The following is a 13,532-nucleotide window of genomic DNA, read 5'->3' on the forward strand; positions in this document are numbered from 1 at the left end:
CCATGGTGGCAACGAATCCTGTGCAGTTGACGATGACCGTATTATCGCTGATTTTGAGACTTATTCAGAGCCTCCTTAAGAAAATAACGTTGAAGCAAGGTTTAAGGTCAAGGCTTTTATCAGAATGGCCAAAGTGAATTCACCTTGGGCCTTTGGGTATCGATGGCGTTGTATCATTGAAATAAAAACTGCTAGGATTTGGTGAACTGAAAGACGAGCTGTGTGTCACAGCGTTGAACCTTTACAGCTTGGTGCTTGGAATCAGGATGACCGCAACAACCCGCCAATTTATTTCCGCGCTGCTATCACTGCTTCTGGTGATAAGCGGGCCGGCATTGGCTATGTCCAAAATAGCGGACAGCGACGCGGACACTGCGATGCCGGATTGTGGTTCCATGATGATGGCTCAGGCTGAGAGCGCCGGCTCCTCAACAGATACTGAAACGGATTGTTCCTCAGCCCCTGACATGGCCTGCCCGAGCGCCAGTGGGCTGATCAAATGCGGGGTCAGCGTCAGCGTTGCCCTGTTACCGGGGGATTCCATCGGTTTTACCGATACGGGCTCCCACCCGGTATTGACCGCACGATCAACCTTCTACCAGGATCCGTTCCTGGCCTCTATTACGCCTCCTCCAGAACACCACTCCTGAGTTTTAACCCGGATTTTTGCCTCTAGGAGGCAAGCTCTTTAACGTTAATTCTTACAACAAAGTCTCGTACTTCCGTCCATCCGTAACGAGACTTTAACTGGAGTAAATCAAATGCGTAATTCAAAACTCAAGCTTACCGTAACCGCCGCCGTTCTGGCAGGCAGTGTTGCCCTCTTCTCTGCCGTTGCCCACGGCGAAGGCGCCGGCATGATGGCCGGACACTCCGAGCAGAATGGCATGATGTCCTCGCAAGGCACGGAGGGTATGGGCGGCATGATGGGGATGATGAACATGATGTCCGATATGTCCCCTGAAGACCGTAAAGCCATGACCGCAGCGTGCATGAAGATGATGCAGGCTCATGGTGGCGATGGCATGAAAGACAAAGACACCGGCACCAAATAACCATTTGGACACCCTCATGAACTGAAGCTATGGGCCGGGGATGCATGTGCATCCCCGAGCCCTGCACTGCATATAAGCGATTCCAACCGAGGATTTTCCATGAAGACCATGAAACTCGCCCTTTATACGGGTATAGCCGCTGTCGTTATCGGCGCTGGCGCCACCTTGGCCATCCAGGCCAACGAATCTGACCAGTCATCGGTTGCGCAAGCCGAGAGTGGAAAGACAGTTCAGGCCATCACCATTTACAAGAGCCCCAATTGCGGTTGCTGCCAGGACTGGGCCGAGCACCTCGCGGCCAATGGCTTTGAGACCCGCATCGTTGAAACCGACAACCTCAATGAAATCAAGCAAGAGTACGACGTACCCCGAGATATGGCGTCCTGCCACACTGCGCTGATCGGAGACCTGGTGATTGAGGGCCATGTGCCGGCCAATGACATCGTCGCCTACCTTGAGGACCCGCAGTTCAATACGATTGGGCTATCAGTGCCGGGCATGCCCCATGGCACCCCCGGCATGGAAACCGGCCGGAAGGACGATTACCAGGTCATCGCTTTTAATGCCAATGGCAAGCAAGGTGTTTTCCGTGAACACAAGGATTACTGAGGTCAGCCCCATGAAAACGATGGTTTACCGCCTGAATTCTGGCGTTTCCAGGCTTTTCCTGTTCGCGTTGGTTGCCGTCATGCCGGCCCTGGTTCAAGCCGAGTCTGCGAATGATGCCCAAGCAGTGAAAGCGCTGGCGACTGACTCCTCCGGCGCCCTGCTGGTGCTTCGGGATAGCGGCCTGCTTGTTCTTGATGATAAGACTGCCGCCGACATCCCGCTGCCACCGTCCGATTCCGGCGCTCAACCCCGTTCCATGGCAAAGGGCGCGGACGAACGCCTGTACCTGGCAGGGCCAGGCCTTGGCATCTGGCGCTATGAGTATGCTAGCGAGCGCTGGCATTCCCTCAATGACACCCTGCCGGATCTCGGAATCACCGCCATTGCCGCCCACGCCACCCAACCGGAAACGCTCTACGCCTATCTTGGTGAAGGTGGCATGTTCCGATCCAGGGACGGCGGTGGCGAATGGGTGAAGGTTGACGGTGGACCCCGGGAGCCGGTGCAGGCGTTCCTGCACTCGGATATGCCCGGCAGCATGGAAAGTGGCTGGCTGTTCGCGGGCACCACCCGTGGTGTGGCCCGTTCCATGGACTGTTTTTGCTTCTGGGGCGATGCCGGCGAATTGCGAGGGGCGGTGACGGCCATTGATTACGATCCTTCGGCCCCGGAGAACGTCTACGCCGTAATCGAGGGGCAACTTCACCACAGTTCTGACGGCGGCGAAACCTGGGTTGGCCTTGAAATACCCCAGGCAATCACCGCTCTGACATTCTCACCCAAGGAAGGACTCGTGGTGGGCACGGAAAACGGAGACCTGCTTTCGCGGAACGCCTCTGGCGAATGGGTGCCTGTTCATGAATAAGTGGTTTGTCCCGCTGGTCTTGCTCGTTGCCCCGGCCCTTCTGATGGCCGGTGGCGCGCCACCAAACAGCGACAGCTTGCCGACCGAAGTGGCCAAGGGTCGCCAGATCTACGAGCAATACTGCGCCGCCTGCCACGGATGGCAGGGTGAAGGTGCGGCCAACTGGAACAAACCGGATGAGAAAGGCGAAATGCCCCCGCCACCACACGATGAGACCGGCCACACCTGGCGCCACAGTGATGCCATGCTGTTCAGGATGATTGCCGAGGGATGGCGGCATCCCTTCAACAAAACAGATCGGCTGGCTATGCCAGCATTTGAGGACACCCTCACCGACGAGGAAATTCAGTGGGTGATCGAGTACCTGAGAACACTATGGACAGACGACCAGCGCCGCTATCAACAGAACGAAAGTCAGGACATTAACCAGGCCGAGAGCCCCTCCTGACTTCTCACGGATACCAGACAACACTCCTTTAAATCTCGGTAACTCGAAAATGTCGTTGAAGCAGCACTTCAATAAATGGTCATGGTTATTCGGTATAGCCGGTTTCAGTCTGGTGGTCGCTGCAATTTTCGTGTTGCCGCAGTACCTGAAGCCTGATCTGGATGCCGGTGTCACTTTTTACGCCACCGAGGGATGCGCACCTTTTGAAGGTCAGTGTATCGGGCGAAAGGGCGATCAAACCATCACAGTCGGCTTAGGTAATGAAGCCATCGAATCGATGACAGAGATTCCCATTCGTGTGCGTCTCGATAACATGACAGCAGACTCCCTGATCGTGGATTTCGAAGGGCTTGAAATGTACATGGGCGTGGTCCGCACCCAGCTGCTACCGAATGCCCAGGGTGTTTACCAGGGAACCATTACCCTGCCGGAGTGCGGTACCGGCAAGATGCTATGGCGGTCGAGGGTTATCATCGACAACGACCCTTCCAGTGAAGGTATCAAATTTGATTTCTGGGCAGTTTAACGGACTTACAAAACTTAGGGGACTAAATTCCTGATCTTGCAACCTGGGGAATTGGCGCCGCGTTTGCCATCGGCTGGACACCCTGTATAGGCCCCATACTCGGGGCCATATTGGCGCTCAGCTCCACGCATGCCAATGCTGAGGCGGGCATGCTGTATCTGGCGGCGTATTCGTTGGGGTTGGCTCTTCCTTTTCTCGGAACCGCCCTGTTTATTGAACACTTTCGGCAACGAGTACGCTGGCTCAGTCGCTGGAGTAGACTGCTGAGAGCGCTTGCTGGCTTGGTGCTCGTTGTAATGGGAGTAATGGTGCTCACCGGTCGGATGACACTCTTTGCGTCGTGGATGTTGTCGACGTTTCCGGTTCTCGGAAGGCTTGGGTGAGCTTCCTACAGCCAAACTACAGGGAACGGTCCATGGCTTCATACTCAAGTACTGCATATGAGCAGGTTTCATGAACAGAAGAGGCTCCGCCAATCATACTGTACGAAATGGTTGTGATTAGTTTGGAGGCTCCGGAGGAAAGCCCTGACTCGATTGTTCGCTTTTGTTTAGGCGCCTAAGATGCTCGGCATAATCCCAAGTAGGATCACCGGCTTCCTTTGAGAACCACTACCTCACCAGAGAGTCCGCGATGTTTGATCCACGACTAAACCGACTCACGTGTCTTTTTTGTTATCTCAAACCTGACGGGCTGACTGGTTTTCTGCTGAATCACTTGCGCCCGGTCCAGAACCTCTCCATTTCTGGAAATATCCCGAACCAATAACCTAACCATGTCGAAAGAACGCAGTTTGCAGTCGATCGCCATGTTGACCATCGCCAGTTCTCGGACATTCTCTGCGATTTCTAACCGAATGCGGATTGCCCAGGTCTGTTCGAGTTTTAGTGGAAACTTTTTTCCGACTAGTTTTCCCTTGTTCCAGGGTAAATGACTGGTGGAAAGTGTCATGATTCGGCCCCCTTTAGAGGATAGGTACCGAAAATCATGACTCGTTATAGAGTTTTCTGCCTGCAAGGGGAACTGGCAGACCAGGGGCGCCAAGCCTACGTTCTGACCGATAGACCAAACTTCCCCTGCCGAAATTCAGCCTCTTTCGTTATAAGTATCTGCAGTAACGGGATAGAACCCGAGTGCTGGCTACGAGTTCTGAATTAAGAGGTAGCGACACAGCGAGGACGTTGCTTGGACCAGCTTTGAGCCGATTCTGCAAATCCGGTGCAAAACGGACGACCTTCCTGCCCCGTAGTAATGCTTGTATGCACCCGAAATACCCGGTTGACGAGGGATTCAGTAATAACTTCCGCAGGGCTACCGATGGTGTCGAGTTGGCCGTCAGCCAGCACCGCAATCCGGTCCGCAAATTGCGCGGCCTGGTTGAGGTCATGAAGTGACATGACCACGGTCAGTCCTTGTTGCTGGTTTAACGTAGACAGGAGCTCCAATACTTCCAACTGGTAGCCCCAATCCAGAAACGTGGTTGGCTCGTCTAGCAACAGGATATCAGTCTCCTGCGCCAGTGCCATGGCAATCCAGACCCGCTGCTGCTGCCCTCCGGAGAGCGATTCCACCGGTCGTTCCGCAAGGTCTGATACCCCGGTCATTGCCATAGCGTCGAGGGTTACATTGTCGTCAGTGGTGAGATTCCTCTGCCACCATTTACGGTGGGGGAAGCGACCCAGCGCAATCAAGTCCCGAACCCGGATACCATCGGGCACAATCGGCTTCTGGGGCAGCATGGCGAGCCTCAGGGCCAGTTTGCCCCGGTGCCATTGGTCAACTGGCTGATCGTCCAGGTAAACCTGACCGGACCGCGGGGGCAACAGGCCGGCGAAACTTTTCAGCAAGGTACTTTTGCCCGAGCCATTGGGGCCCAGCAGGCAGGTAATGCCACCCTCGGGAATAATCAGCGAGACGTTGTCTACAACCGTTTTGTCGCCATAAGCCAGCGAGAGAGACTCGGTTCGTAACATGGAGAAGGGGTCCGCCTTCAGGGTTGACGCGATAATAGATACAAAAAGAAGGGTACACCAAGGACGGCGGAAACGACGCCCACGGGCACTTCATAGGGTGTGAACAGCGTTCGGCCCAGTAAATCCGCCAGTACTGCCAGCACCGCACCCAATAGTACACACAACACCAACTGGACCGGAAGGTTAGCGCCGGCCAGCCGGCGGCTGATGTGGGGGATAAGCAGGCCAATGAAGCCAACGGGCCCGACCACGCCGACCGCGCTGGCCGCCAACAGGGTGGCGATCAGCAGGGCAAAGAAACGCCATCGGTTGAGACCCAGGCCCAGGGTGCGTGAGTGTTGGTCGTCGAGTTGCATCACATTCAGTGGGCGCATGAGCAGAACCACACCGATCAGCCCAACGAGAGTCCATGGCAGCAACGTGTGCAGGTGTTGCCATTCGCTACCGTACAGCGAGCCGGCCAGCCACTGGGCCACCAGCTCGGTATGGGCGTGGCCCCAGAACGCCAGTGCGCCGGTGGTCAGCCCGTGCAGCATACCGGCGATGACCGCGCCGGTCAGCGTCATTTTCACCGGCGACAGCTGGCCATGGCGCATGCCCAGGCAATACACCGCAAGCGCCGTCACCAGTCCGCCTGCCATCGCAAACAGCGGCAGGTATTGCAGGGCAAAGGAGGTATTGCTGTACGGATTCTCACTGGACACCAGCCAGTCACCGACGATGAAGGCGATAACGGCCACCAGGCTTGCGCCGGCGGAGATGCCGAGAATACCGGCTTCGGCGAGGGGGTTGCGGCTGAGCAACTGCAACAGCCACCCCGACAGGGCAAAGTGAATACCGATAAGGGCGCCGGTCAGGGTGCGGGGTAGCCGCAGTTCGAAGACGACTCTCTGTACGTGTTGTGAGCTGTCTCCGGTGAGCCCCGCCCACACCTGGGACCAGCTAAGGTCCACCGCCCCCAGCTGGACGCCCGCGACGATGACAACAACCAGGCTGAGCCCGCCGGCCAGAAACAGCCTGGCGACAGGACTGGCACCGGGAGGCCGGTTTGCGCGGGTTGGTGTCGTCGCCGGATTGGTCACGTTATGCGCTCCGGGTTGAGGCTCGCGAATTGAGCAGGTAGATCAGCCATGGGGCTCCGATCAGGGCGGTCAGCATACCGACGGGTAATTCCTGGGGGAAGGCCAGTTGCCTTGCCAGGATATCGGCAGCCAGCAGCAACAGTCCTCCAAACAGAGCGCTCAACGGTAGCCAGTGCTGAATCTGATCGCCCGTGAGCCGCCGGGCGATGTGTGGCGCCACCAGGCCAATAAACACGATCGGACCGGTGAAGGCGACCAGCGCGGCAGCCAGCAGCAATGCCAGTAACAGGAAAGTCAGGCGCCAGCGTCCGACGGCCAGGCCCATGGCCAGCGCCAGGTCGTCGTCCAACTGCAACACATGAAAGGGGCGCTGCATGACCAGCAGGGCACCGAGTGGCAGTAGCAGCCAGGGCAGCACCATCTGGAGCTGGAGCCAGCCCCGTCCCATCAGGCTGCCCGCCAGCCAATAGTAGAGTTCTGCCGCCTCCGCCCCGGATACCAGCAGAAGGCCGGTGGTCAGTGCCGTTGCCAGCGAGGTCACGGCGATGCCGGCGAGTACCACGCGCTCCGGCTGGAGCCTTCTTCGACCGGCGATGGCGAAGGTCAGAGCACCCCCGAGCAGGCCCCCGCCCAGCGCCATCAAAGGCAGCCACATTGCGCCCGGGGAGCTCAGGGTTCGAAGTGACACCACCGCCAGGGCGGCGGACGCAATCACACCGGTCAGGCCGGGGGATGCCAGGGGGTTCCGGGTAACGCCTTGCATGACGGCCCCGGCAACCCCAAGCGCGGCACCACCAAGAATGCCGAGCAGGTTGCGGGGCAGTCGCAACTCCAGCACGGTAATGCGCGTCAGCAGGCCGCTGGTGCCATCAATGGCTGACAGCAGCTGGAGCGGCGACACCCACTGGGAACCGGCCATCAGACCAACGAGAAACAGCAGAACCAGAAACAGCAGTGTTGCCACATAGAGCGTGGAGGGGCGTGCTGTCGAAGCGCTACCGATCATGTGCCGGAGTCCGGGGCCAGCAACAGACGCTGAATGTCATCAAGGATGCGCTCCCGGGCGATGGGTCCGGCGCCCTCTTTCCAGTAGTGCGGCATTTCGTAGACCTGGCCGGTGCTTACGGCCTTGAGATAGGGCCAGATTGGATTCATTGTGAACGCCCGCTGACGACTGGTGGGTAACAGGAGAATGGTGTCTGGATTGAGTTTCAGCAGGGCCTCAAGGCTGATCCGGTAGCCCAGGGGAATGCCGCTCTCGGGATTGGGTGGCTTGCCACCAACATTGTCGAAGCCCAGGCGTTCCAGCAGCGCGGTGGGCAGAAAGTGGTCGTAGTAGACAAAGGGCGTTTCACTGCCGCTGGTCAGCAGTGCCACGGTCCCCATGGGCTTGCCGTGATTGCGCTGCGCGAGCGATTGAACGTGTTCGAGGAATCGATCGTTGAGTGCCTCCGCTTTGGCCGGCTTACCCAGCGCCTGGCCTGCCAGCTCCACCGCCCGCAGGCTGTCCTCGACCGTTATCAGGTCCAGGGCCAGGAGCGGCGCGATGGCTTCGATCTGATCACCGTCCTTCTCGGTATAGCGGCGGATGGCGATTACGAGATCTGGGCGGACCGACGACAGCACTTCCAGGTTGGGCTGGTGTCGCGGTCCGAGACCCCGCACACCGCTTAACTGTGACGCCAGGTAGTCAGGCACCCCCTGGAGTCCGTAGTCGGTGACCGCGACCGGCGCTGTTCCCAGCGCCAGTGCGACATCCGCGCCGAAAGTCGAAATCGCCGCGGGCCGGGTTGCCGCAGCGGGCAACCGCAGGGTTTCCCCGCGGTCATCCGTCAGCCGGATGCTGTGGTTGTCCGCCCAGCCCGATACAGGCGAAAGCAGGACAACCAGCAGGCTCGTTGCAATCCGTTTCGGTAGTGAGGCCATCAGAAGTCCAGCTGGGCCTCGAGGATGAAGCTTCGGCCCGGCTGAGGTACCCGGCCGACCGGGCTGACGTCCACGCCCCGGAAGTAGTAATCCTCATCCAGCAGGTTGTTGACCGCCAGGCCAAGGTTCAGCACACGATCACCGCCCACCGCGAAGTCGCGCCCGACCCGGGCAGTCACCAGGTGGTAATCCGGCAATTCACCGGCGCTGCCATTGCTGGTTTCTTCTTCGGTGTTGTCGGCATCGCTGTAGCTTTCGCTCACGTACACCCAGTTCACGCTGGCGTCCCAGGCCTGGTAGCTATATACCGCATCGGCGCTGACCTTATGGGTGGGCGCGTTGGGAAGCTCGTTGCCTTTGTTATCGCCGGACAGCTGTTCGGTGTCCAGGAAGGTGTAACCCAGGCCCAGTTCCCACTGGCTGTTCACATTCCAGCGGTTTGCCAGTTCGATGCCCTGGTGGCGGGTTTCGCCCAGGTTCTCGAAGCGGCTGGTTGAGCGATTGAACTGGATCTGGTCTTCATAATCGATACGGAACAGGGTGGCGGATGAGAACAGGTCCGGTGTGACCTGCAGGCGTGCGCCCAGCTCATGGTTCCAGGCGGTTTCATTGGCCACTGCACCTTCACGGGTGGTCTGGGCAATCTGGACTGGCACCAGGGAACGCTGACTGTTGGCAAAGACAAACAGGTCATCAGACGCCTGGTAGCCGACGGTCAGGCCCGGCAGCAGCTCCTCCGCGTTGTTTTCCTCGGTGTTGCCACTGAGGTTGTCGCGGAAATCCATATCAACGTCTTCATAACGCAGGCCCGGCGTTACCGTCAGGCGATCATCCAGGAAGGACACGGTATCGCTGACGTAGAAGGCCATGGCCCGGGTGTCCAGGTGCCAGTCACGTGCCACGGAACGGTTACCGGAGGACAACTCCAGGCGATTGACGTCGAACTCCACATCCTCGCTGACAAATCGCGCGCCCAGGGTGATGTCATGGCGGCCATGGCGAATCGCGAGCCGGGGCTCAGTGCCCAGTGCCGTGAACAAACGTGGTGAATCCGCGACGTGAGTCGAATCCAGCCCCGGGTCCGCCCAGTGGCCAGTGCCGCTGAGGTTCTGGCCGAAGAAGAAGGTGCGGTCGGCATCGTGCACGAAATTGCGCCACTGGAATTCCATATTGTCGGTCGGCGTGTAGGTCCAGGTGAAGGTGGCGCGGCTCATGTCCGCTTCGTAGCCGTCGTAGGGACGCTGGCTCTGGGTGCGATCCTGCTCATAGGCTTGTGGCGTCAGGGCGCCGGGCAGTTCGGCATCGACACGGTAGTACTGCAGCTGCGACGCCAGTTCATGCTGGTCGTTCAGGTAATAACGGGCATCCAGGATCAGGTTATCCACTTCGGTATCGGAGTGGTCACGAAAGCCGTCGCCGCGCTGGACATTAGCCTGGAACTGCAGGTCGAGCTTGTCAGTGGCCCGGCCACCGACCCGGTAATAGGTGTCGGTAAAGACGTTGCCGGTCTCCTCCGCAATGGTTACCCGCTCACGAAGGGTCTGGGAGGTTTCCGTCGGAATCGGCTTGGTAACGAAGTTCACCACGCCACCCACGTTGTTAGGCCCGTAATGAACCGAGGCGCCGCCCCGGACAATATCCACGACTTCCAGGCTCGGAAGGGTAACGGGGAAGAGCGACACGCCGACGTTGCTGTAGGGCCCGATGGCAATCGGGTAACCGTCCAGCAGAATCTGAAGCCGTTCACTGCGCAGCGGATTCAGACCACGCACGCCGATATTGGGAAGAATGCCCGTGCCGGTTTCATCAAGCACTGTAACACCGGGTACCGGGCGCAGGGCGTCCTCCAGGTTCAGAGCGCCGGTCTCCTGAAACTCCTCTTCCTCCACCACCGTGCGGGCACCCGAGTAAGTTCTTTCGGATTCCTCCGTCGGCGGTCCCAGCCAATCAGCAGTAACCTCAAGGCCGGGTAACAGACCGGGTGTTTGTTCTTGCGCTTGTACTATCGCGGGGGAGGCAACCGTTGCAAGAAAAGAAAACGAAAGAAAGGTTGAGCCAGCGGACAGGCTCACGCGAAGACGCCGATTTGGCGAAGATGATTGACCGGGTGTTGGCATTGGGATCTCCAGCAGTGGGTATACTTATGCATGCGTATAATACTGATAATAATTCGCATTACAATGCTGAAAGAAATCGTTACCAACAATGAGCACTATTTCCTGCCTTCCAACGGAACTAGACGTCTTGCAGCGGGCGGCACGTTGCTCACCTTCAAGTTGCGGGGTGTGAATGTTCGCTTTTGTTTAAATTCGAGCACTCGCATTTGCATTGATCGTCATCATGGCGAGTACATTTACCCTTCTGCACCTCGCTATCAATGTATACACACGGCCAGAGGAGCGGCGCCTGCAGCTAAAGCTAAACCGAGATGACGCCCCAGTTGAAGTGAAAACAGGTGCAGGTCATATTCGGTTCGGTTTCGGCCGGGCGTAAATAGCGACACGCTCGCTAGCGCATACCTTTTTACCTTCAACCAGCCCTCTCATAGCGTACAGTTTGCTATCATGAGGTCACCAACAAAGGTGACACTGAAAACAGATGCTCGCAATTTTGATGACACTTGGATCAAATTCCGCGATCGGGCCGAGAAGAATGCTATGTAGCGAGAGCATTTGGCAATCTAGGTGGAAGCTATGTGTCAATTAACGCACCAACTGGCTGTTTCAAAAAGCAGCTGTTCCGCCCCCAGATCCGAGAAGCATGAAACCAGTCGCTCCAAAGTCACGACAAAATCACGACAATTGCTCCGGAAACCTCGTCATTACTGAGGTGAGAGTGCCGCCTCCGGGCACCATGAATTCAATGACTTAGCCCGCCTTGTGCGGGCTTTGTTGTTTCTGGACCACTCGCCACTCTCATACAGCATTGACCGTGTCTTGCACCGCACGTAGGAACTCCGCGCTGCACGTGTACAGTCCGTCAGCTAAAGGGCGCCTCGCAACAACACTGGAAACGGAATTCTTCATGCCATACTGGAAAATACTCGGCTTACTTTCCCTTCTGACCGCTCTCACCGCCTGTGATAACAATGCCCGAAGCGAACTTCTTTGCACGGCAGAGTATCAATACAACACGTCGGGCGCCGATGCTGCGATCGCCGTCGTGCGTCAGATCGGTGACGAACACGACTACGTGGTAGGCAACAATGTGGCGCGGTTTCTAATTCTACGGGGTGCTGATACCGGCAACGTTGACGACTTTGACGAAGCCAATGCCGTGTTGAGTGCGATGAAACCAGCGTCAGCCGACGATCCAGAACTTATTATCTCCCGATATATTAGCGTCCTTCGATTTCTAGCAATTGCTAATGGTAGCGACCGCAACGGCGCCCGCCAGGAGTTGACTCAATACTGTCGCGAGTCGACCCAGCCAGAAGCTGAGTGCCTTAGAAATACCATGACCGAAATATTCGAGCACATCGCCCTTTCTGACGGAACGAAGAATAATTCGTACAAAGATCTCTCGAACCTTTTCAACGAAACCTACCGGTCTGAGTTCAATGACCCTAGTTTGGATGTGCTACGCGACTACTCTCGCTCTGTGGTCACCAGTTGCGGAACGAATGAGTAGCCTGCTCTTAGAAAATTTCTGAACCAATTCGCAAAAGGTTCGGGACCGCTCCTGAAATAACTACAGGTCATCCAGCAGAGGTTTGGTACCAGAGCCAACAAACTGTTGAGCCATCAGATAATCCGCCACAGCCCGGTAAGCCGGCAAGGAAGTCGGATCATTCGCCGCATTGCCGGCAACCGGGTTGGAGGCAAAGCGGACGATGACCATATCGGCAGCAGGATCTATCCAGATCGTTTGGCCATGCACACCGCGCGCCGCGAACGCCCCGTGGTCGTCGTGGCTGACCCACCACATGCCACGATAGCTCCAGCCATCGAGAAGTTCATATCCGGCTTTGGCAAACACCGCCCGGTCGCCACCATTGCGAATACTGGCAATCGCCTGGGCCGGGATAATCTGCTCGCCGGCCCACTTACCCTCGTTCAGCACGAGTAAACCGATTCGCGCCATATCACGCAACGTGGCGTTGAATCCGCCGCCAGCAAATGGAGTACCTATGGAATCGACCGTATAGAAAGCTTCACGCTCTGCCCCGATCTTTGACCAGATACGCTCGGAAAAGTAGTCGGCAACCGAAACCCCGGTCGTTCTTGCGATCAGCCAGCCCACCACATCTGAATGAATGGTTTTGTAGCCGAACGCTTCACCGTGCTCTCCGTCTTTTCTGACCGTTTTCAGGTAATCGAAGTAGCTTCGGGGCCCTTCACGTTGTTCGCTCACCAGATACGGACTCCCGGCCCCGGCATAGGTCCAGACTTCGGCATCAGGATCAGAATAGTCTTCCGAGTAGTCCAGCGCGGTGGTCATATCCAGAACCTGGCGAACCGTTGCGTCGCCGAATGCACTGCGCGCCAGTTCTGGAATGATGTCTCCCACCAAAGCGGCTGCATCCAGCGTGCCTTCGGCCACCAGCACCTCGCCGAGAAGCCCCGTCAGGCTTTTGGTAACGGACATTGCGCCGTGCAGAGTGTGCTCATCAAGGCAGCCATCGTAACGCTCATAAACCACCCTGCCCTGGTGCAGAACCAGGATGCCGTCGGTGTAATTCGCGTCAAAGGCATCGCGCCAGGTTATTGAGGCCTTACCTCCCAGGGGCAAGAATTCGACCCCCTCTATGCCGGCATCCATGTCTACAGGAAGCTCACTGACACCTTCGCTGCCATTACGTACCACCGTCGTCGGCATCAGCTCCCGGAAATGACAGACCGTCCAGCGCAGCTTGGGGAAGGCAAAATAGTCCGGATCCGTGAAGCGAATCGTTTTGTCGGGCGCCGGAGGAAAACCCTGCATCAGTCCGAGAGCGTCTGGAGTGGAGTCCGGAGCAGACAGCGGTGTCGCTTCCTGGGCCACAGCAGTCCCGCCAAGCACCAGAGACAGCGCAAAGCCGAGATGTACAGCTGAGTTCATTGTCTTTT

At 57.5% G+C, this 13,532-nt stretch carries 15 protein-coding genes and 1 pseudogene; 9 read left to right on the forward strand and 7 right to left on the reverse strand.

Features of this window, described 5'->3' with window-relative positions; all coding sequences use genetic code 11:
• Positions 1 to 266: 266 nt before the first annotated feature.
• The 7 genes and pseudogenes from ARC85_RS16575 to ARC85_RS16605 all read left to right on the forward strand — a co-directional run.
• Positions 267 to 650, forward strand: a complete 384-nt coding sequence (locus ARC85_RS16575; RefSeq protein ID WP_199453991.1) for a hypothetical protein — start codon at positions 267 to 269, stop codon at positions 648 to 650.
• Between the two features lie 111 nt (positions 651 to 761).
• Positions 762 to 1,055, forward strand: a complete 294-nt coding sequence (locus tag ARC85_RS16580; RefSeq protein WP_094625679.1) for a hypothetical protein — start codon at positions 762 to 764, stop codon at positions 1,053 to 1,055.
• A 99-nt stretch (positions 1,056 to 1,154) separates the two neighbouring features.
• On the forward strand, positions 1,155 to 1,664 hold the full coding sequence (locus ARC85_RS16585) for a DUF411 domain-containing protein (protein ID WP_094625678.1): 510 nt from the start codon (positions 1,155 to 1,157) through the stop codon (positions 1,662 to 1,664).
• Positions 1,665 to 1,674: 10 nt separating this feature from the next.
• The gene (locus tag ARC85_RS16590) at positions 1,675 to 2,529 is read left to right on the forward strand and encodes a WD40/YVTN/BNR-like repeat-containing protein (protein WP_053115571.1); all 855 of its coding nucleotides are present in this window, start codon (positions 1,675 to 1,677) and stop codon (positions 2,527 to 2,529) included.
• Positions 2,522 to 2,977: a c-type cytochrome gene (locus ARC85_RS16595; protein ID WP_011784882.1), complete on the forward strand. Its 456-nt coding sequence runs from the start codon at positions 2,522 to 2,524 to the stop codon at positions 2,975 to 2,977. Before ARC85_RS16590 ends, ARC85_RS16595 begins: the two co-directional genes overlap by 8 nt.
• A 49-nt stretch (positions 2,978 to 3,026) precedes the next feature.
• A complete protein-coding gene (locus tag ARC85_RS16600; protein WP_011784881.1) occupies positions 3,027 to 3,503 on the forward strand; it encodes a hypothetical protein in 477 nt (158 codons plus the stop codon).
• Positions 3,504 to 3,556: 53 nt separating this feature from the next.
• Positions 3,557 to 3,886: pseudogene (locus ARC85_RS16605) on the forward strand (cytochrome c biogenesis CcdA family protein); the annotation flags it as partial.
• 265 nt (positions 3,887 to 4,151) lie between these two features.
• On the opposite strand, the gene ARC85_RS16610 reads toward ARC85_RS16605, so the two are convergent.
• The 6 genes from ARC85_RS16610 to ARC85_RS16635 all read right to left on the reverse strand — a co-directional run bounded on the left by ARC85_RS16610 (position 4,152) and on the right by ARC85_RS16635 (position 10,556).
• Positions 4,152 to 4,454 (reverse strand): site-specific integrase, encoded by a 303-nt coding sequence (locus ARC85_RS16610; RefSeq protein ID WP_228285562.1) that lies wholly within the window; start codon positions 4,452 to 4,454, stop codon positions 4,152 to 4,154.
• 203 nt (positions 4,455 to 4,657) lie between these two features.
• Positions 4,658 to 5,476 (reverse strand): ABC transporter ATP-binding protein, encoded by an 819-nt coding sequence (locus tag ARC85_RS16615; protein ID WP_199452694.1) that lies wholly within the window; start codon positions 5,474 to 5,476, stop codon positions 4,658 to 4,660.
• A gap of 17 nt (positions 5,477 to 5,493) precedes the next feature.
• Complete coding sequence (locus ARC85_RS16620) at positions 5,494 to 6,558, reverse strand: FecCD family ABC transporter permease (RefSeq protein WP_199452696.1); 1,065 nt, start codon at positions 6,556 to 6,558, stop codon at positions 5,494 to 5,496.
• 1 nt (position 6,559) lies between these two features.
• Positions 6,560 to 7,564: a FecCD family ABC transporter permease gene (locus tag ARC85_RS16625; protein WP_199452698.1), complete on the reverse strand. Its 1,005-nt coding sequence runs from the start codon at positions 7,562 to 7,564 to the stop codon at positions 6,560 to 6,562.
• Positions 7,561 to 8,484 (reverse strand): ABC transporter substrate-binding protein, encoded by a 924-nt coding sequence (locus ARC85_RS16630; protein ID WP_228285563.1) that lies wholly within the window; start codon positions 8,482 to 8,484, stop codon positions 7,561 to 7,563. The genes ARC85_RS16625 and ARC85_RS16630 overlap by 4 nt, the downstream gene beginning before the upstream one ends.
• The gene (locus tag ARC85_RS16635) at positions 8,484 to 10,556 is read right to left on the reverse strand and encodes a TonB-dependent receptor family protein (protein WP_286715564.1); all 2,073 of its coding nucleotides are present in this window, start codon (positions 10,554 to 10,556) and stop codon (positions 8,484 to 8,486) included. The genes ARC85_RS16630 and ARC85_RS16635 overlap by 1 nt, the downstream gene beginning before the upstream one ends.
• Between ARC85_RS16635 and ARC85_RS16640 the strand changes: the two genes are divergently transcribed.
• Positions 10,508 to 10,693, forward strand: a complete 186-nt coding sequence (locus tag ARC85_RS16640) for a hypothetical protein (protein ID WP_199452704.1) — start codon at positions 10,508 to 10,510, stop codon at positions 10,691 to 10,693. The two genes, ARC85_RS16635 and ARC85_RS16640, sit on opposite strands and share 49 nt — an antisense overlap.
• An 815-nt stretch (positions 10,694 to 11,508) precedes the next feature.
• Positions 11,509 to 12,114 (forward strand): hypothetical protein, encoded by a 606-nt coding sequence (locus ARC85_RS16645; protein ID WP_153740608.1) that lies wholly within the window; start codon positions 11,509 to 11,511, stop codon positions 12,112 to 12,114.
• A 60-nt stretch (positions 12,115 to 12,174) separates the two neighbouring features.
• On the opposite strand, the gene ARC85_RS16650 is transcribed toward ARC85_RS16645, so the two are convergent.
• Positions 12,175 to 13,524, reverse strand: a complete 1,350-nt coding sequence (locus ARC85_RS16650) for a serine hydrolase domain-containing protein (protein WP_286715566.1) — start codon at positions 13,522 to 13,524, stop codon at positions 12,175 to 12,177.
• Between the last annotated feature and the right edge of the window lie 8 nt (positions 13,525 to 13,532).

Source organism: Marinobacter sp. tcs-11, from assembly GCF_002049515.1.
GTDB lineage: Bacteria > Pseudomonadota > Gammaproteobacteria > Pseudomonadales > Oleiphilaceae > Marinobacter > Marinobacter nauticus.

Bases quoted from the DNA above. Each gene is read 5' to 3' on its own strand.
- ARC85_RS16575 (WP_199453991.1), top strand. From the start codon at position 267: ATGACCGCAACAACCCGCCAATTTATTTCCGCGCTGCTATCACTGCTT.
- ARC85_RS16580 (WP_094625679.1), top strand. From the start codon at position 762: ATGCGTAATTCAAAACTCAAGCTTACCGTAACCGCCGCCGTTCTGGCA.
- ARC85_RS16585 (WP_094625678.1), top strand. From the start codon at position 1,155: ATGAAGACCATGAAACTCGCCCTTTATACGGGTATAGCCGCTGTCGTT.
- ARC85_RS16590 (WP_053115571.1), top strand. From the start codon at position 1,675: ATGAAAACGATGGTTTACCGCCTGAATTCTGGCGTTTCCAGGCTTTTC.
- ARC85_RS16595 (WP_011784882.1), top strand. From the start codon at position 2,522: ATGAATAAGTGGTTTGTCCCGCTGGTCTTGCTCGTTGCCCCGGCCCTT.
- ARC85_RS16600 (WP_011784881.1), top strand. From the start codon at position 3,027: ATGTCGTTGAAGCAGCACTTCAATAAATGGTCATGGTTATTCGGTATA.
- ARC85_RS16610 (WP_228285562.1), bottom strand. From the start codon at position 4,454: ATGACACTTTCCACCAGTCATTTACCCTGGAACAAGGGAAAACTAGTC.
- ARC85_RS16615 (WP_199452694.1), bottom strand. From the start codon at position 5,476: ATGTTACGAACCGAGTCTCTCTCGCTGGCTTATGGCGACAAAACGGTT.
- ARC85_RS16625 (WP_199452698.1), bottom strand. From the start codon at position 7,564: ATGATCGGTAGCGCTTCGACAGCACGCCCCTCCACGCTCTATGTGGCA.
- ARC85_RS16630 (WP_228285563.1), bottom strand. From the start codon at position 8,484: ATGGCCTCACTACCGAAACGGATTGCAACGAGCCTGCTGGTTGTCCTG.
- ARC85_RS16645 (WP_153740608.1), top strand. From the start codon at position 11,509: ATGCCATACTGGAAAATACTCGGCTTACTTTCCCTTCTGACCGCTCTC.
- ARC85_RS16650 (WP_286715566.1), bottom strand. From the start codon at position 13,524: ATGAACTCAGCTGTACATCTCGGCTTTGCGCTGTCTCTGGTGCTTGGC.